Origin of the sequence: Paenibacillus flagellatus, assembly GCF_003217775.1 — a bacterium.
GTDB classification, from domain to species: domain Bacteria; phylum Bacillota; class Bacilli; order Paenibacillales; family NBRC-103111; genus Paenibacillus_AB; species Paenibacillus_AB flagellatus.
Genome location: NZ_QJVJ01000009.1, coordinates 27,052 through 45,596 on the forward strand (window position 1 = coordinate 27,052; position 18,545 = coordinate 45,596).

The 18,545-nt window shown below is 59.2% G+C and carries 17 protein-coding genes; 15 read left to right on the forward strand and 2 right to left on the reverse strand.

What is annotated here, in order from left to right; translation table 11 throughout:
• Positions 1 to 22: 22 nt before the first annotated feature.
• A complete protein-coding gene (locus DLM86_RS19655; RefSeq protein WP_158289576.1) occupies positions 23 to 1,261 on the reverse strand; it encodes an SGNH/GDSL hydrolase family protein in 1,239 nt (412 codons plus the stop codon).
• A 231-nt stretch (positions 1,262 to 1,492) separates the two neighbouring features.
• On the opposite strand from DLM86_RS19655, the gene DLM86_RS19660 reads away from it, so the two are divergent.
• The 12 genes from DLM86_RS19660 (at position 1,493) to DLM86_RS19715 (ending at position 15,961) form a co-directional block, all read left to right on the forward strand.
• The gene (locus tag DLM86_RS19660) at positions 1,493 to 2,425 is read left to right on the forward strand and encodes a DUF2232 domain-containing protein (protein ID WP_146250258.1); all 933 of its coding nucleotides are present in this window, start codon (positions 1,493 to 1,495) and stop codon (positions 2,423 to 2,425) included.
• A gap of 19 nt (positions 2,426 to 2,444) precedes the next feature.
• Positions 2,445 to 4,406, forward strand: coding sequence for a DHH family phosphoesterase (locus tag DLM86_RS19665; RefSeq protein ID WP_110841773.1), 1,962 nt, complete (start codon positions 2,445 to 2,447; stop codon positions 4,404 to 4,406).
• Positions 4,403 to 4,846 carry a 50S ribosomal protein L9 gene (gene rplI / locus DLM86_RS19670; protein ID WP_110841774.1) on the forward strand — a complete coding sequence of 148 codons (444 nt, stop codon included), beginning with the start codon at positions 4,403 to 4,405 and terminating at the stop codon, positions 4,844 to 4,846. Before DLM86_RS19665 ends, rplI begins: the two co-directional genes overlap by 4 nt.
• Before the next feature lie 28 nt (positions 4,847 to 4,874).
• Positions 4,875 to 6,242, forward strand: a complete 1,368-nt coding sequence (dnaB, locus tag DLM86_RS19675) for a replicative DNA helicase (RefSeq protein ID WP_110841775.1) — start codon at positions 4,875 to 4,877, stop codon at positions 6,240 to 6,242.
• Between the two features lie 260 nt (positions 6,243 to 6,502).
• Positions 6,503 to 7,789 (forward strand): adenylosuccinate synthase, encoded by a 1,287-nt coding sequence (locus DLM86_RS19680; RefSeq protein ID WP_110841776.1) that lies wholly within the window; start codon positions 6,503 to 6,505, stop codon positions 7,787 to 7,789.
• A 201-nt stretch (positions 7,790 to 7,990) separates the two neighbouring features.
• The gene (locus tag DLM86_RS19685) at positions 7,991 to 8,563 is read left to right on the forward strand and encodes a hypothetical protein (protein WP_110841777.1); all 573 of its coding nucleotides are present in this window, start codon (positions 7,991 to 7,993) and stop codon (positions 8,561 to 8,563) included.
• A 198-nt stretch (positions 8,564 to 8,761) separates the two neighbouring features.
• Positions 8,762 to 10,300: a M23 family metallopeptidase gene (locus DLM86_RS19690; protein WP_110841778.1), complete on the forward strand. Its 1,539-nt coding sequence runs from the start codon at positions 8,762 to 8,764 to the stop codon at positions 10,298 to 10,300.
• A 191-nt stretch (positions 10,301 to 10,491) separates the two neighbouring features.
• Entirely contained in the window at positions 10,492 to 11,214 is a 723-nt protein-coding gene (yycF, locus tag DLM86_RS19695; protein WP_110842066.1) for a response regulator YycF, read from the forward strand.
• On the forward strand, positions 11,211 to 13,055 hold the full coding sequence (walK, locus tag DLM86_RS19700; RefSeq protein ID WP_110841779.1) for a cell wall metabolism sensor histidine kinase WalK: 1,845 nt from the start codon (positions 11,211 to 11,213) through the stop codon (positions 13,053 to 13,055). The genes yycF and walK overlap by 4 nt, the downstream gene beginning before the upstream one ends.
• Entirely contained in the window at positions 13,052 to 14,323 is a 1,272-nt protein-coding gene (locus tag DLM86_RS19705) for a YycH family regulatory protein (protein WP_110841780.1), read from the forward strand. The genes walK and DLM86_RS19705 overlap by 4 nt, the downstream gene beginning before the upstream one ends.
• Positions 14,324 to 14,357: 34 nt before the next feature.
• Entirely contained in the window at positions 14,358 to 15,116 is a 759-nt protein-coding gene (yycI, locus tag DLM86_RS19710) for a two-component system regulatory protein YycI (RefSeq protein ID WP_110841781.1), read from the forward strand.
• A gap of 35 nt (positions 15,117 to 15,151) precedes the next feature.
• Entirely contained in the window at positions 15,152 to 15,961 is an 810-nt protein-coding gene (locus DLM86_RS19715) for an MBL fold metallo-hydrolase (RefSeq protein ID WP_110841782.1), read from the forward strand.
• Here DLM86_RS19715 and DLM86_RS19720 read toward each other — a convergent pair.
• Complete coding sequence (locus DLM86_RS19720) at positions 15,927 to 16,136, reverse strand: hypothetical protein (RefSeq protein WP_110841783.1); 210 nt, start codon at positions 16,134 to 16,136, stop codon at positions 15,927 to 15,929. The two genes, DLM86_RS19715 and DLM86_RS19720, sit on opposite strands and share 35 nt — an antisense overlap.
• A gap of 182 nt (positions 16,137 to 16,318) precedes the next feature.
• Between DLM86_RS19720 and DLM86_RS19725 the strand changes: the two genes are divergently transcribed.
• The 3 genes from DLM86_RS19725 to rlmH all read left to right on the forward strand — a co-directional run bounded on the left by DLM86_RS19725 (position 16,319) and on the right by rlmH (position 18,267).
• Positions 16,319 to 17,530, forward strand: coding sequence for a S1C family serine protease (locus tag DLM86_RS19725; RefSeq protein ID WP_110841784.1), 1,212 nt, complete (start codon positions 16,319 to 16,321; stop codon positions 17,528 to 17,530).
• A 3-nt stretch (positions 17,531 to 17,533) separates the two neighbouring features.
• Positions 17,534 to 17,701 (forward strand): CxxH/CxxC protein, encoded by a 168-nt coding sequence (locus DLM86_RS19730; protein ID WP_110841785.1) that lies wholly within the window; start codon positions 17,534 to 17,536, stop codon positions 17,699 to 17,701.
• An 86-nt stretch (positions 17,702 to 17,787) separates the two neighbouring features.
• Positions 17,788 to 18,267 (forward strand): 23S rRNA (pseudouridine(1915)-N(3))-methyltransferase RlmH, encoded by a 480-nt coding sequence (gene rlmH / locus DLM86_RS32785; RefSeq protein WP_110841786.1) that lies wholly within the window; start codon positions 17,788 to 17,790, stop codon positions 18,265 to 18,267.
• Positions 18,268 to 18,545: the final 278 nt, after the last annotated feature.

Genomic DNA, 18,545 nt, shown 5'->3' on the forward strand with positions numbered 1-18,545 from the left:
CATGTACGTTGCGAATAACCGGTTACCGATTGATATAGGCGGTACGGCTCTGCGGCACGTACTTCACGTCGAAGCCGAGTCCTTCGGCCATCAGCCGGAGCGGAATGTAGGTTTTCGTCTCGCCGGCGCTCTCGTGGGCATGGGGCGGATCGGTGTCGATCGACCGGGCGGAGCCGTTGACGGAAATTGTCTTGGAGTCGATCGTAAGGGCGACGCTGTTGCCGTTATACCGAACGGTAGCCGTATTCGTCGCTTGGTCCCAATCGACGGTCGCCCCGAGCGATTCGGCGTACTCGCGCAGCGGAACGAACGTGCTGCCCTGAAGCAGAGCGGGCACGTGCGGCGTATCCACCGTGCGGCCGACGACGAAGACGGTTATAGGGCTGCTATCCGAATCAGCCGTTACGGAGCGGTAATCGCCCCAAATTGCCTTCGAGAACAATTCGGCCATTTTGGCATACCCGTTCTGGTTCGGATGAATGTCGCGCGAGGCGATGTGCGTATAAGTGCCTTCATGGCCGACGAAGGCGTCGGCTACGGGAACGGCTGTCACGCTCATGCTTGTGGCGCCGTAGCCTTTCGCGATTTCGTTCAGCTTCTCGGTAAACCGGTCCTTCAGCTTTTGCAGCCGCTCGTACAGCGATTTGTTGATATTCGGGAAAGGCGAATACTGGTCGGCTACATAGACGCGTACTTTTCCGTTGATGGCGAATATATCGTCCAGAACCGACGTAAGATTATCGCTATACGCTTTGATTTTGTCGGCCGCAAACGCATCGAGCTGGGCGTCGGTCCAGTCGGCGGCCTCCGTCATGATACCGGCGCCGAAATCGTTGCCGCCGATCGTGATGAGGATGGCGGAAGCCGAAGCGATATCGGCTTTGAGCGCCTTCGTGTCGCTTACGACTTGGTCGGCGCGAGGGTCGGGCAAATTCGGCTGGATGTCCGCGCCTTTGACGAGCTTCTCGGCCGTGACGGCGTCCAGCAAGTTTTTCAAGCCGAGGCTGTTCAAGCCGGCGATGCCGTAGTTGATCATCTCGGCGCGTCCGCGCAGCAGCGCTTGCTCGTAGACGCGGTCCACGTAGCCGTACGGGATATCGTCCGCGGACTTGCCCGGCTCGTAGCCGACGGTCAGCGAATCGCCGAAGGCGACATACGACGTCGACGGCGGAGCCGAATCGGCGGCGAGGGAGGCGGGAGCGAGAGCGGCCAGCAGCAGGCTGACGGCCAGCCCTAGCGACAAGAGTCGGGAAGCTTTCAAAAGGGTTCCTCCGTTCGGAAAAGGATGATTGCTATTCTTTCTATTCGTTTCCGCCGGCCCGATTACCTGCTTGATCCGATCCTCGAGCCGAATTCGGCCGCCTGATCGAGGCGCCCGGGGGCGACGGGACACTGCCCGGCGTTTATGCTATAATTTGTTTCATAACCGAAAAAGGAGCCGTTCTTGCAAGCCGGGGCCGGAACGCCTGATTCGTCGAGAGGTGACGTGTCGTTGAACAAGCAGTCGTTGCTTTGGAGCCTTATCCTGGTGGTGCTGCTCCTGCTACTTTTCACGCCGCTGATTATGGTGGCGATGAGCCTGGCCATGATCCCGGTCGTCTATCTGTTCGTCCGGCTGGATGGGGGACGGTTCGTCCTGCATTACGCGCTCGCGCTGCTGGCCGTCTACGGCGTTACCGCGTTGTTCGGCGCGGGGACGCTCGGTACGATCGCCGCGATCTACTCGCTGTTTCTATTGATCCCGAGCATCGTGATGGGGATTCTGTATAAGAGGAAGGCGGCCGCCCGTTCGGTGCTGACCGGGGGGACGGTGGCGTTTCTGGCGCAAATGCTGCTGTTCCTCGTGCTGCTTACGCTGTTCGGCGTCCACGTGACCGACGAGATGCGGGAATTCGTGCGGAGCAGTATGGAGACGCTGCCCGCGGAGCTTCGCCAGATGCTCCCCGAGCATCTGATCGATCAAGTGATCGAGGTCATGATCCAGCTTCTGCCACTTTATTTGATCGGCATGTCCGCTTATTTCAGCGTCGTGACGCATTGGCTCGGACGCAAGGCGCTCATTCGCGCCGGGGAGCCCATCCCGGGACTTCGTCCGGCGAAGGAATGGATGCTGCCGAAATCGTTCGTCTGGTATTACTTGGTCGCCCTCGTCCTGAGCTTCATCTTCACGGAGCCGAACGGCTCGATGATCGCGATGGTGCTGCTGAACGTATTCCCGCTGCTCATGTTCGCCTTTACGATCCAGGCGTTCGCGTTTTTCTTCTTCGTCGCGGACGCGCGAGGCTGGTCCCGGGGCGTGCCGATTGCCATCGCGATCGTATCGTCGCTGCTCATGATGGTCATTCCGGGGCTCATGCAGCTGTTCACTCTGCTCGGCCTGTTCGATATCGCTTTCCCGATCCGGGGCAGACTGAAGAAATCTTAGTCGGTTAGGAGCGAGACGTATGCCGAAGTTTTTGTTGAATCGCTGGCACGGCCTCCATATTTACTGGTCGTCGATCGTCATCCTGCTGCTGTCGATCGCGCTCTTCTTTTACGAGTGGGTGCTCGGAGCGGTGGGGCTCGTCCTGGGCGGCGTTCTCGCTTATTACACGCTGGCCGCGGAGAGGGCGTTCCGCAAAGGGCTGAACCAGTATGTCGGGACGTTGTCCCATCGGATCAAGAAAGCCGGCAACGAGGTGTTCAACGAGCTGCCGATCGGCATCATTCTGTACGACGAAGACCGGATGGTGGAATGGCACAACGGCTTTGCCGGCCGGATGCTGGACCGGGAATCGCTGATCGGGGAGCCGCTGCACGAGCTGCTGCCGGGGCTGAAGGGGAAGGACGACAAGGACCAGAAGCTCGAGCTGACCGTCGGCAAACAGATTTACCAAGTGCAGGTGAAGGCGGAGCACCGGCTTCTGTATTTCCAAGACGTGACCGCGCTTATCTCGCTGACCCGGAAGTACGAGGAAGAGAAGATCGCCGTCGGCATCGTCATGCTCGACAATCTGGACGAAGCGACGCAAGGGATGGACGATCAGAGCCGGAGCGTCATGCTGGCGAAGGTAACGGGCGAATTGACGAGCTGGGCGCAAAAACATGCGGTCTACATTCGCCGGACGGCTTCGGACCGGTTCCTGATCTTCATGAACAACCGATCGCTCAAGCAGCTGGAGCAGTCGCGGTTCGAAATATTGGACGACGTCCGCGACTTGACGATCGAGCACAAGCTGCCGTTCACGCTCAGCATCGGAATCGGCGCCGGCTCCGACAGCCTGATCGAGCTGGGTCAGCTGGCGCAGACGAGCTTGGACATGGCGCTCGGACGCGGCGGCGACCAGGCGGCGGTCAAGGTCGGGCAGCGGCTGTCGTTCTACGGCGGCCGCTCGAATGCGGTGGAGAAGCGGACCCGCGTGCGCGCCCGCGTCATCTCGCACGCGCTGCGGGACTTGATCCGAGACAGCGACAAGGTCGTCATCATGGGTCACCGGATCCCCGATATGGATGCGATCGGGGCGGCGATCGGGGTGCTGAAGGCGGTGCAGGTGAGCCAGAAGGAAGGCTACATCGTCCTCGAAGGAATCAACCCGTCGATCCAGAAGCTGATGGAGGCGATCAAGGAGGACGAGAAGCTGTACCGGTGGTTCATTACGCCGGAGCAGGCGATGCAGATCGCGACGCCGCGCAGCTTGGCGGTCGTCGTCGATACGCACAAGGCGTCGATGGTCGCGGAGCCGAAGCTGCTTCAGCAGACGCACCGCATCGTGGTCATCGACCATCACCGGCGGAGCGAGGAATTTATCAGCGAGGCGACGCTCGTCTATATGGAGCCGTACGCTTCGTCGACGTGCGAGCTCGTCACCGAGCTGCTGCAATATTTCCATGACCGGTTGACGATGGACGTACTGGAGGCGACGTCGCTGCTCGCCGGCATCGTCGTCGATACGAAGAGCTTCGCGCTCCGCACCGGGGCGCGGACGTTCGAGGCGGCGTCGTTCCTGCGGCGCAACGGAGCCGATTCGGGTTTGGTCCAGCGCATGCTGAAGGAAGATTTGGAGCAGTACATCCGCAAGGCGGAAATTATCAAGCACGCGGAAATCGTCTACGACCATATTGCGATTGCGGCGACGTCGCCGGGGCGGAAATATTCCCAATTGCTAATTGCGCAGGTTGCCGATACGCTTATCAATATGACGGATATTATGGCTTCCTTCGTCGTCAGCGAGCGGACGGACGGCTTGATCGGCATCAGCGCCCGGTCGCTCGGGCAGATCAACGTCCAAGTCGTCATGGAGCGGCTCGGCGGCGGCGGCCACCTGACCAACGCGGCGACGCAGCTGGACGGTACGGTGGAGGAGGCGCTCGCGAAGCTGAAGCGGGTGTTGGAGGACATGAACGAAGAGGAGGGGCTGTTCGAATGAAAGTGATCTTTTTGAAAGACGTGAAGGGCCAGGGGAAAAAAGGCGAAGTCAAGGAACTGTCGGAAGGCTACGTACGCAACTTTTTGATGCCGAAAGGGCTGGTGGCGCCCGCGTCGGAAGGAAACGTCAAGCAGCTCGAGCATCAGAAGCAAGCCGAAGCGAAGCGCAAGGCGCAGGAGAAGGCGGACGCGCAGAAGCTCGCGGAGCAGCTCGGCGAGATGACGGTCGTCATCAAGACGAAGGCGGGCGAAGGCGGACGGCTGTTCGGCTCGATCACGAGCAAGCAAATCGCCGAGGAGCTGGAGAAGAAGGGCGTTCACCTCGACAAGCGCAAAATCGAAATGAACGACGCCATCCGCTCGCTCGGTACGATGAACGTGAAGGTGAAGCTGTACCCGGACGTAACGGCGCAGCTGCGGGTGCAAGTAACGGAAGAATGATCGGACCACGCGAAAGAGGGAGACAGTCATGAACGGGGAGATGTTTCTCGAAAATCGCATTCCGCCGCAGAACCTGGAGGCGGAGCAGGCGGTGCTCGGAGCGATCCTGCTGGACAGCGACGCGCTCATTACCGTCATGGAGCGCATCGGCAGCGACGACTTCTACCGGACGTCCCATCAGCAAATATTCGGCGCCATGCTGGAGCTGGCGCAGCAGAACGAACCGATCGACCTGATCACGCTGACCGCCCGGCTGCAGGACAACCAGCAGCTCGAGGGGATCGGCGGGGTCGGCTACTTGAGCCAATTGGCGAACGCGGTGCCTACCGCGGCGAACGTCGACTACTACGCGCAGATCGTCGAGGAGAAGTCGATGCTGCGGCGGCTCATCCGCACGGCGACGCAAATCGTCACGGACGGCTACGCGGGAGAAGAGGATGTCAGCAGCCTGCTCGGGGACGCCGAGAAGCGCATCCTGGAAATATCGCAGCGCCAGTCGGGCAGCGGGTTCATCTCGATCCGCGACGTCCTGATGGAAGTGTTCGAGAAAGTCGAGTTTCTGTATTCGAACAAAGGGGGCTCGAGCGGCATCCCGTCCGGGTTCCCCGATCTGGACCGGATGACGTCCGGCTTCCAGCGCTCCGACCTGATCATCGTCGCGGCGCGTCCTTCCGTCGGGAAGACGGCGTTCTCACTGAATATCGCGCAGAACGTCGGCGTCCGGGCGAAGGAGACGGTCGCCATCTTCAGTCTCGAGATGGGCGCAGCACAGCTCGTCCAGCGGATGATCTGTGCGGAGGCGAACGTGGATGCGACGCGGATGCGGACCGGCCAGCTGGAGGGCGACGATTGGGAGAAGCTGACGATGGCGATCGGAACGCTGTCGGAGGCGAACATCTACATCGACGACTCCCCGTCGGTCACCGTGGCGGATATTCGCGCCAAGTGCCGGAGGCTGAAGCAGGAGAAAGGGCTCGGCATGATTCTGATCGATTACCTGCAGCTGATCCAGGGCCGGGGCAAAGCCGGCGACAACCGGCAGCAGGAAGTCGCGGAAATCTCGCGGACGCTCAAGCAGATCGCGAGGGAGCTGAACGTGCCGGTCATCGCGCTGTCGCAGCTGAGCCGGGGCGTCGAGCAGCGGCAGGACAAGCGTCCGATGATGTCGGACTTGCGGGAATCGGGCTCGATCGAGCAGGACGCCGACATCGTGGCGTTTCTGTACCGCGACGACTACTACGACAAAGAGTCGGAGAAGAAAAACATCATCGAGATCATTATCGCCAAGCAGCGGAACGGCCCGGTCGGCACCGTGGAGCTGGCGTTTCTGAAAAACTACAACAAGTTCGTCAGCTTGGACCGGACGCACCAGGAAGTGGCGGCCGGAGCGGGCTGACGGCGGATATCGGGCTTCCGCGACGCTTGGGGAAGGACTTCCATCCCAGGGGTCGCGGAAGCCTTTGTCGTTTTTCGGCGGGATGGGGCGATTTTAGCGGGTAATTATGTACGATTTCCGAACGTTCGTTGGGGTGTTCGTCTAATTGTTCGCGTTTTATTTGACTTTCCACAGGGCGACTGGTACACTGAAAATGCCGCCTTGGCGAGACAAAGCGGTGATCTCGGTGTGTCGTCACACCTTAACTTGGGGGTATGCGCATGTCAACCGTAGTTGTGGTCGGATCCCAATGGGGCGATGAAGGTAAAGGCAAAATTACCGACTTTTTGGCGGAAACGGCCGAAGTCGTCGCCAGATATCAGGGCGGCAACAATGCCGGACACACGATTTTGATCCAGGATAAGAAATATAAGCTGCATTTGATTCCATCCGGAATTTTCTATACGAATAAAGTTTGCGTCATCGGCAACGGGATGGTCATCAACCCGGCCGCGCTGATCGAGGAAATCGAATACATCCACCAGAACGGCTTCTCCACGGACAACTTGCGCATCAGCGATCGCGCCCATGTCATCATGCCGTACCATCTGCTCATCGACGGGCTGGAGGAAGACCGCAAGGGCGCGAACAAGATCGGCACGACGCGCAAAGGGATCGGACCGGCTTACATGGATAAGGCGGCCCGCAACGGCATCCGGATCGCCGACCTGATGGACGCCGAGGAATTCGAGCGGAAGCTCCGCCATCTCGTCGCCGAGAAGAACACGCTCATCGAGCAGGTGTACGGCGGACAAGGACTGGACGTCGAATCGATTTTGACCGAATATTTGGGCTATGCGGAGAAAATCCGCAAGTACGTCACCGATACGTCGGTCGTGCTGAACGACGCGATCGATCAAGGCAAGCGGGTGCTGTTCGAGGGCGCTCAAGGGGTCATGCTGGACATCGACCAAGGGACGTATCCGTTCGTCACGTCGTCCAACCCGACGGCCGGCGGCGTCTGCATCGGCTCGGGCGTCGGCCCGACGAAGATCCATCAAATTATCGGCGTCGCCAAGGCGTACACGACCCGTGTCGGCGACGGTCCGTTCCCGACCGAGCTGACCAACGAAACCGGCGACTGGATTCGCGAGAAGGGCAACGAATACGGCACGACGACCGGACGTCCGCGCCGGGTCGGCTGGTTCGATAGCGTCGTCGTCCGTCACGCGAGACGGGTCAGCGGTATTACAGGCCTGTCGCTCAACTCGATCGACGTGCTGACCGGACTCGATACGGTCAAAATTTGCACGCACTACGAATACCGCGGGCAGAAGATCGAGCATTACCCGGCCAGCCTGAAAATGCTGTCCGAGTGCACCGCCGTCTACGAGGAGCTGCCGGGCTGGAAGGAAGACATCTCCGGGGCGAAATCGCTCGAGGATTTGCCGGAGGCGGCCCGCCACTATGTGGAGCGGGTATCGCAGCTGACCGGCATCCCGATCTCGATCTTCTCCGTCGGCCGCAACCGCGAACAGACGAACCTTGTTCGCCCGATATACGCATAAGAACGAGCAACCGAGCCGTTCCCGCATCAGCCTTAGGCTGGCGGGGGCGGTTTTTTTGCGCTTGTCCGCACCGGGCCGGCTGGACGGGCGTACCGTTCGGGTGCGGAACGTCGCCGCCCGACCGTTTCAACCCCCGTCATTTCGTCAATACTGCTACTAGTAATCGTGTAGGAGAATAGCTTCTAGGATGGGAGTGGCGGCATGAAACTGTTGGGTTGGTTCGGGAAAGTGCTGGTGACGGCGGCGCTCGCGGCGTGCATATCGGCGGTAACGACGTTTTATTTGGTCAATTTTTACGTACAGGAGCTGTTGAAGCCGTTTCAGGCGGTGCTTCCGGAAAATAAAATCGAACTTTCTGAATTTGTTGTCAAATTGTGGACGCAGTCGAATATATTAGGTCAGAGGGCAACGCCGCAAGCGGGAAAGGAGAGTGTGCCGCAGCCCGATACGGGCAAGACCGTAACGACGCCGCCGCAAGACGATGCCGTCGCCGCCTGGTCCCAAACCGGAACGGGGGAGGCCGCCAAAAAAGAAAAAGTGGTCATGAGCGAGGAGCAGTTTTTGACCAAGCGGGATAAGCTGTCGGAGGAAGACAAGTCGGCCGTGTTTTCCATGCTCGTTTCCCGGCTGCCGCAGGAGCAGGTTCAACATCTTTCGACAATGATCGAGGATGGGATTACGTCCTCGGAGCTGGAAGAGATGAAGAAGATCGTGGAACAATACGTACAACCGGACGAATACGCCAAATTGATGGATATTGTGAACAAATACTAGATTCGCCATAACGATCGGGCAGAAGAGCGGACTCCTTGCCGCCGTAGACGTCGTTCTCCTTCACGATCCTCTCACGGGTCTTTGCCGCAGAAAGTTGAAACGGATGGACGGACTGTGGTAAAGTAGAAACGTTGGTGTCGGCTTTTGTTGCCGAATGTTGCCAAGTTTCGTAAAAAACCAATGTAAGAGGAGACATTCATGAACGCATTCAAGGGTAAGGATTGGGCGAAGAGAACGCTCTCGGCGACGAAGCGTTTGTTCTCCAAAGCCCGATACGGAAGCTTGACTGAACGTATCAGGGAACGACGCCCTCTTCATCGCACCGAATCGCTGCTACGGTCTACCAAACTTCGTTTATTGCAGGGCGTCGGCGCCCTAGGACTTTTAGCCTCTCTTTCCGTAGGAGGCAACGAATACGTCAAGCTGCACACCTACGAGGTGTATCACGTCTACGTCGGGGATCAACAGGCCGGCACGGTCAGTGATCCGAAGGTCGTCGAAGACTTTATGCTCGGCAAAGTGAAGCAGCTGGAAGAGCAAAACCCGAACGTACATATGGTGTTGAATACCGATGAGGTTACCTACAAACCTGAAAAGGCTTTCAGAGCCGAAAGCGACGATCAAGCCGCGCTGGCCAGTCTGGACGGGATGCTGAAGTCGCACGCCGTCGGCGTGCAGCTCGTCGTCAACGGCGAGGTGGTCGGCATCGTGAAGGATAAGGAAGTTGCCGACGAGGTATTGAACCGGATCAAGGACAAGTACGTTCCGCAGAAAAAAGACGGCAGCCGCGTATCCGTGCTGTCCGCCGCACCCGAGCCGCAGATCGGCGAAACCGCGCTCCAATCGGTCGATTTCGTGGAGAGCGTCGAAACGCCGATTACCGAGATCAAGCCGGAGCAGATCATGAATCCGGACGACCTGGTGCGCAAGCTCGAGACCGGCGGCGTGGCGCCGACGAAGTATACGGTCGTCAAGGGAGATTGCGTCTCCTGCATCGCCAAGAAGCTGGGCATTTCCAAGCAGGTCATTTACGAGAAAAATCCGTGGATTCAAGACGATAAGATCAAGGTCGGCGACGTGCTCGACGTGACGATGCTGAAGCCGGCGCTCACCGTACGGACGGTCGAGAAAGTCGTCGAGAGCCAGGAGATCCAGCACGAGATCATCTACGAGAAAGACGATACGATGCGCGCCGGGGAGACGAAAACGATCAAGCCCGGCAAGAACGGCCTGAAGAAGGTGACGTTCCTCATCACGAAGGGCAACGGCTACATGATGGATCAGGAGCTGATCGGCGAAGAAGTGGTCGAGCAGCCGATTCCGGAGTACGCGAAGAAAGGCACGAAAGTCGTCTTGGGCGAGGGCACCGGCAAGTTCGTATGGCCGGTCGTGAGCGCCAAGCTGTCCGATTACTTCGGGATGCGCTGGGGCAAGCTGCACAAGGGCGTCGACATTACGGGCAACAAGAACATTTTGGCCGCCGACAACGGCATCGTCACCTACACGGGCGACAAGGGCGACGGCTATGGCAACAAGGTCGTCATCGACCACCAGAACGGCTACGTGACCGTTTACGGGCATATGAGCAAGATCGAGACGTCCAAAGGCAAGATCGTCGAGAAAGGCGAGAAAATCGGCATCATGGGCGATACCGGCGACTCGACCGGCGTCCACCTGCACTTCGAAATTCAACGCAACGGCGTTGCGGAAAATCCTTTGAAATTTTTATCCCGCTAATCCGGGCACTTTTTCCTGAATATACGGCGTTCCAAAGGCGTAGGGTCGACTCGAATCGGCTCTGCGTCTTTTTTCGTCGGATGCGCTTGGTTATATTTGACTATTACCCGAACCGGCGCGATTTGAAACGCCAGGTATGGTAATATAGAGGTATTCGAATGGGATAGAATCGAAGACGGGCGGTGAATACGATGCACGGTAAAATATTGGTCGTCGACGACGAGCAGCCGATCGCGGAAATATTGAAGTTCAATCTGGAAAAAGAGGGCTACCAGGTCGTCTGCGCCTTCGACGGCGGCACGGCGGTGGAGCTGGCGTTCTCCGAGGATCCGGACCTTATTCTGCTCGACATCATGCTGCCGGTGAAGGACGGCATGGACGTATGCCGCGAAGTGCGCGCGAAGAAGGATACGCCGATCATTATGCTGACGGCCAAAGACTCCGAGGTCGACAAGGTGCTCGGACTCGAGTTCGGCGCGGACGATTACGTGACGAAGCCGTTCGGCACGCGGGAGCTGCTCGCGCGGGTGAAGGCGCATTTGCGCCGGCAGTCGAAGTCGGCCCAGAGCCAGCAGGAGGCGGCGGAGCCGACCGGGCTGCGCGTTCACCGGCTCATGATCGACACGGATATGTATTTGGTTTACAAGGACGGCCAGACGCTCGATCTCACCCATCGGGAGTACGAGCTCGTCTACTATATGGCGAAAAACTGCGGCCGCGTCATGACGCGCGAGCATTTGCTGCAGGCGGTGTGGGGCTTCGAATATTTGGGCGACGTCCGCACGGTCGACGTGACGATCCGGCGTCTGCGCGAGAAGATCGAGGACGATCCGAGCCGCCCCGAATACATCATGACGCGCCGCGGGCTGGGCTATATGATGCGCAACCCGAAAACGGGAGGCGCGTTCCATTGAGAGGTCCCCGTTTCTTCCAGACGGTACAGAGCAAAATCATCATCATCTACGTCCTGCTCATCCTGATGGCGATGCAGCTGATCGGCGTCTACTTCGTCCGGACGATGGAGAGGTCGTTCATCGACAATTTCACCGACTCGCTGAACAAGCAGGCGTATTTGCTGGCCGGCTTCGCGGAGCCGTACCTGAACGCCAGCCAGGACGCCGGAAGCGCGACGGCGGAGGGGAAGAAGTCGTTCGCCGATCTGAACGAAATCGTCAACAACCTGTTCAACATCAGCGACGCGGAAATTCAGATTATCGATGCGAACGGGCTCGTCCTGACGACGTCGCTGCAAACCCAGTCGGCCCGGATCGGGCAAAAAAACTTGCAGAACGAAGTGATCTCGGCGCTGCAGGGCATCAAGGACATCGAGTCGGAGACGATCGACGCGGAAGGCAACCGGCGCAAAATCGTGGCGCAGCCGGTCGGGGAAGGAACGAAGGTGATGGGCGCGGTCTATATCGAAGCGTCCATGGAGCCGCTGTACGGGACGATGAACCGGATCAACAAAATTTTCTTGTCCGGCACGGTCATCGCTCTCGTCCTGACGGTCATCCTCGGCGTCATCCTGTCGCATACGATTACGAATCCGATCAAGGAAATTACGAGACAGGCGTCGGCGATGGCCGACGGCAATTTCAATCAGCGGGTGTCGGTGAAAGGGCCGGACGAAATCGGCCAGCTCGGCAACGCCTTCAATCATATGACGAACCGGCTGAAGGAAGCGCTGTCGCTGAACGAAGAGGAGAAGGAGAAGCTTTCCTCCGTCCTGTCGAACATGAACGACGGCGTCATCGCGACGGACGACCAAGGGAAGGTCATCGTCGTCAACCGCCGGGCGAAGCGGATGTTGAATATCGGTAGCGAGGATGTGACGGATCGCGACATATCGGACGTGCTGGGCATTCCGAAGGAGCAGATCGCCAAGCATGTGAGCGGGGAGCGCCAATCCGCGACCATTCAGGTCGCCGACGAGGAAGAGGGGGATTTCGTAACGATCCGGGTCGTCTTCACGCCGATTCATCGGCGGGATATCGGCATTACCGGCACGATCGCGATGCTGCAGGACATCACCGAGCAGGAGAAGCTGGAGGACGCGCGCCGCGAATTCGTCGCCAACGTATCGCATGAGCTGCGGACGCCGCTCACGACGATGAAGAGCTATCTGGAGGCGCTGGACGACGGGGCGATCGAGGACCCGACGCTCGCGCACCGGTTCGTCGGCGTCATGCGCAACGAGACGGAGCGGATGATCCGGCTCGTCAACGACCTGCTCCATCTGTCCCGCCTCGATTCGCGCAAGGCGATGGTCAGCAAGGAGCCGACCCACATTCCCGACATGCTCGAGGAAGTGGCCGACCGGTTCTCGTTCCAGCTCGATCAGAAGGACATTTCGATCCAGATCAAGGTCGAGGCCGGCATCCGCGACGTCATGCTCGATCGCGACCAAATCGACCAAGTGCTCGACAACCTTGTATCGAACGCGATCAAATATACGCCGGAGGGAGGGGCCATCGTCATCCGGGCTCGCCGGACGGAGAGAGAATGGCTCGAAATATCCGTTCAAGACAACGGCATCGGCATACCGCGCAAAGATTTGTCGCGAATATTCGACCGGTTTTACCGGGTGGACAAGGCCCGGTCGCGCAATATGGGCGGTACCGGACTCGGTCTATCCATTGCCCGGGAAATAGTAAAGGCGCACGGCGGAACGATCTCGCTCGAGTCCGAGCTCGGCCATGGGACGCGCGTCACGTTCGCGCTGCCGGTCCAGCAGATGGAAGGTGAAGCGGTATGATCGAGAAAATCAAGACGGCCGTACTCGCCTTCCTCGTGCTGGCGAGCTTGCTGCAAAGCTATATGCTCATTTTCAACTCGCCGAGACCGATGCCGACGAATCAGGCGGAGTATGTGGAGACGGATTTGATCGGCACGCAGATGACGGCGGAGGAGCTGATTTTCCCCGACTTGATCGTGCTTCATACCGGTAAGCAGACACATACGGTGCTGTACCCGAACCATTCGCATTACAAGGAGATTATGAAGATGCTCCGGGGGCGGACGTTCGACAACTTCCGCCGCAATGCGCCGGTGCTGACGGCCGTCGATTGGGACGAAATCCGGAACAAGCAGCAGGGCGTGGAAGTCCGGTTCCGCAGCGGCATTCCGTTCGGGATTCTGCGCACCGTGCTCCAGCTGAAGGGGGACCTGCCGCTCGAGAGCGAGTCGGTCAACCGGATCTGGATCTACGTGAACCGCGACGCGGAGGAGGTCCGAACGTATTTCTTGACCGAATACAACACGTACGAGGCCCGGGCCGACCTGAACAATAAGAACGTCGAGCAGATGGTCGGCTTCGGCGAGCTGCAGGGCACGTACCACGCCAAGGACGATTTCTACTTGCCGGACGCGCCGCTCGAGGTGCCCCGATACCGGATCGGGATCAATACGATGCCGATCGATCAGCTGCAGAAGACGCTGTTCGTCGATCCGCGCAATACGCGCAACTTCCGGGACAAGGACGGCCTGGAGCGGTACACGGACGGGAAGCGGGGGCTGCAGATCAAGCCGGACCAGCTGTGGATGGCGTATTCCGACCCGATCCCGACGGTCGACAGCCGCAACGACGTGCGCGAAAACTTGAACGCGGCCGTCCAATTCATCAACCAGCACGGCGGCTGGAACGGCAGCTTCCTGGTCAAATCGATTCCGCAGACGCAGCTGATCGGCCGCCAGCAGTTCACATTCCGCCAATATTACGATTCGTATCCGATCGTCAGCGACCGGAGCGACGGCTTCGGTCTGATCCGCATCACGCTGCAAAACCGGATCGTCGCCAACTACGAGCGGTCCATGATCATGTTCGATACGTCGAAGGTCGAGCGCTCGCTCCGAACGATTCCGGGCGGCAAGACGCTGGACGACATGCTGAACGGCTATTCGCGCAAAAGCTTCGTCGTCGGCATTACGCCGGCGTACCAGCCGATCGTCCAGGACAAGTTCATGGAGCTGAACCCGGTGTGGGCGGTGGAGCTTCGCGACGGGACGTACGATATTTTGAAATAAACGGACGCCCAACGAACGGGGGTGCAAAGGTACGATGGATTGGAGCCGGGCGAAAACGATTTTTATTTTGTCCTTCCTGGCGTTAAACGTACTGCTCGGCTATGAGCTGTGGATCGGGAAATGGAACGTGATCGGCGAGTCGAAGCAGTCGTCGGCCGACGTGGAGCAGGAGCTGAACCGGATTCTGGTGAACCGGGGGATCAAGATGACGGCGGAGGTGCCGAAGGATTCGCCCAAGATGCGGGAGATCGTCGTCAAGTGGGTCGACGGGGAGACGTATGGGCGCAAAATTACGCTGTCCGAGCCGATCCGCTACAATTTGTTCCTAAGCAAAGGATCGCTCAAAGATTTGGCGAGCCGGGCGATTCCGAAAATCGAGTCGTACGCGTACGACCGGATTACGAGCAAGGACGGCATGTTCATGATGAACCAAATGATCGGGGAATACCCGCTGTTCGACGTCAATCTGGAGCTGTACGTCACGAACGGGGAAGTGACCGGCTACCGCCAGGCGTTCGCCGAGCTCGACACGGCGTCGGAATCGAAGGAGGAGCGGAAGGTCATCTCCGCGCATACGGTGCTGCGGACGTTGGCGGAGAAATATTTGCCGAGCGGCTCGGTCGTGACGGACGTGCGCATCGGGTATCACGGCCAGTTTTTCGATACGGAGAAATGGTCGACGCTGCCCGCATTTCCGGCTTGGCGGGTGGCGCTGGAGAACGGGGACATCTACTACGTGCACGCGTTCCGCGGGGACGTGGAGAACGTCCCGTACGGCGCGAAGAAGCCGTAGAGGGTAAGAGGAGAACGGACAAGAGGGGATTGTCGATGACATTGCGGTATACGATATTGGCGAGCGGCTCCACGGGGAATTCGCTGCTCGTCGATCACGAAGGAACGAAGGTGCTCGTCGATGCGGGACTGAGCGCGAAGAAGATCGAGCAGCTGATGGAGGAGCGGGGCGTGAAGGGCGAAGAGCTGGACGCGATCCTGATCACCCATGAGCATTCCGACCATATCAAGGGAGTGGGGGCGCTGGCGCGCAAGCACGACCTGCCCGTCTACGCCAACGAGAAGACGTGGGAAGCGCTGCACAAGCATCTCGGCGAGCTGGCCGAGGAGAAGATGGTCGTGATGGAGACCGGCAGCGTCGTCGAGTTCGGCAGCCTGCAGGTGGAGTCGTACGCGATCTCGCATGACGCGGCCGAGCCGGTCGGCTACTGCTTCTTCGACGGCGAGCACAAGCTGAGTCTCGCGACCGATCTCGGCTACGTCAGCGGCAAGGTGAAGGAGAAGATTGCCGACTCCGACGCGATCATCCTCGAATCGAACCACGATATCGAGATGCTGCGGATGGGCCGGTATCCGTGGAACATCAAGCGGCGCATTCTCGGCGATACGGGCCATCTGTCCAACGAGGCGGCCGGGGAAGCGCTGTGCGACATATTGACCGGGCAGACGGAGACGGTGTATTTGGCGCATTTGAGCCGCGATCACAACATGATGGATTTGGCCAAGCTGACGGTGAATAACCTATTAGAGGACCGCGGCATTCACGCCGACGAGCGCAAGGTCGAGCTCAAGGATACGTACTTCGACCGGCCTACGAGATGGGATAGGTTGGGTCGGGAATCATAATCCGGTCGAGGTCGGCCATGCGGGCTTCGATTTCGTCGCGGGTCATGACGCCCTTCTCGATCAGCAAATCCATCAGGGCGGTGACGAGCAGCGTATTGCGGTAATGCTCCTCCTTCAAGTCGGCCAGCTTGCCGATCATGTTCACTTCTTGCAGATGGGGGCGGATGCGATTCATGGAACGTTTTCTCTCCTTTTTTCCGGGGAAACCGGCTCGAACTTTCGCTGCAAATCTAGTAAAATAGAAGTAGCGTTTTCGTATTACTAAGTATAGGCTGCTAGAAGCGAAAACATTCCTCTTTTTTCGCAAAGGAAATCGGGGAAATCCATAGAGTGAGCCATCGAGAGGAGAGGGCGGGCATGAGTTTGTTTGACGACGACTTCTACACGACGAAGCTGCCCCGGAAGCCCCGTTGGACGCACAACGGCACGGCGTTTTCCGACGTCAGGCGCAGCCGCAGCGGGATGCCTGCCGTCGTGGCGGTATCCGGCGCGGCCGCCGCGCTCCTGATGGCTTCGCTTCTGATCGGCATCGGCACGCATCGCGACGAGCCGGACCGGTCGGCCGCGGTACCCGTCATGACGACGGGTGACAGCTACCAGTGGAAGGAAGATCGGATCGTCGGCGCGGTCGAGCAGGTGAAGCCCGCCGTCGTCAGCATCGTCAGCGCGATGAAGGACGAAGGGGGCACCGAAGCGCAAAGCATCGGCATCGGCTCGGGCGTGTTGTTCCAAAAGGACGGGGACCGCGCGTACATCGTCACGAACAACCATGTGGTGCAGTCGGCGACGCAGATCGAGGTCATTCTGGCGACCGGCGAGCACCGGAAGGCGAAGCTGAAGGGGAAAGATTTGATTACCGACTTGGCGGTCATCGAGATCGATTCCGCCGGGATCAAGGCGTACGCCGAATTCGGCGATTCGGAGAAGCTGAAGGCGGGCCAGACGGCGATCGCCATCGGCAGCCCGCTCGGGCTGCGGTTCGCCCAGACGACGACGGTCGGCGTCATCAGCTCGCCGCATCAGAAAATCCCGATCTCGTTCGCCGGGGACGGCAACTACGATTGGGAGATGGACGTCATCCAGACGGACGCCGCGATCAACCAAGGCAACAGCGGCGGGGCGCTCGTCAACCTGGACGGCCAAGTGATCGGCATCAACAGCATGAAGGTGGCCGAGACGGGAGTCGAGGGGCTCGGCTTCGCGATTCCGATCAACTCCGCGAAGGAGACGATCGCAAGCCTCATCCAATACGGCAAGGTCAAGCGGCCGTATATGGGCATCACGACCGACCCGCTTCGCTCTTACAAAGGAGCGGAGGTTTTAAAACTGCCCGATTCGGTCAAAAATGGTCTTATCGTCATCGACGCGGTCGGTCCGGCCAAGGAAGCCGGACTCGCGACGAACGACGTCATCACGGAGCTGGACGGGAAGCCGGTCGCCGATAACGTCACGCTGCGCCAATATTTGTACGGCCAGAAGAAGATCGGCGACAGCATCAAGGTGACGTATTATCGGAACGGCAAAAAAGCGACCGTCACGGTCGAACTCGGCGAGAAGAAAGAGGACTAATCGATGTTTGTCGTCTGCAAGGAACACGTGGAGCTCGCGATCGACATGTTCGTCGACGAGTACGAGGAAGCTCCGGACATTTACGATCTGAACGAAGTGCGCTTCACCGCCTGGGAGCCGCCCGCTACGTGCGAGCGGTGCGAGCGGAAGCCGCAATATTTGGTCATATAAGTGCGGAGACGGGAGCCTGCGAGGGCTCCCGCTTTTTGTGCTTATCATCGTTGTGAGCGAAGGGAACAGAGGGAGGACATGACGGAATGAACATCCATATCGTCGCGGTCGGGAAGCTGAAGGAGAAATATTGGAGCGACGGCATCGCCGAATACGCGAAGCGGCTCGCGCCTTACGCGAAGCTCGCGATCACCGAGGTCGCCGAGGAGAAAGCGCCGGAGCGGCTGAGCGAGGCCGAGGAGCTGCAGGTGAAGCAGCGGGAGGGCGACCGCATCTTGGCGGCGCTGAAGGCCGATACGCACGTCATCGCCATGGCCATCGACGGCCACCTGTGGACGTCCGAGGAGCTGGCGGCGCAGCTGGACAAGCTCGGCACGTACGGCAGGAGCCACGTCACCTTCGTCATCGGCGGCTCGATCGGCCTGTCCGACGACGTGCTGAAGCGGGCCGACCAGAAGCTGTCGTTCGGCCGGATCACGTTCCCTCACCAGCTTTTGCGCGTGGTGCTGGTGGAGCAGGTGTACCGGGCGTTTAAGATAATGCGGGGGGAACCGTATCATCGCTAAAGGTAAAATAAAAAGGGACTTCATCAAGTCCCCGAGGCTTTCAGTATGAGGTTCGTTGAGACTGGCGAGCACTTCCGGCTCAAGCGGTGCGACGCAATCCAGTGCTCGCGTTTCCGCTAGGCGACTGAGGAGGACGGCAGAATCCCTTTGCATGGACTCGATGGTAAAATCGAAGTGTAAGTTGATCTGGGTGATCTGCCGTCCGACCCGCCTTGGGGATTCTTTGGTGATGCGGATGCTTTCGACCATTAGCCGCAATAACGCCTTTTGTTCATCCG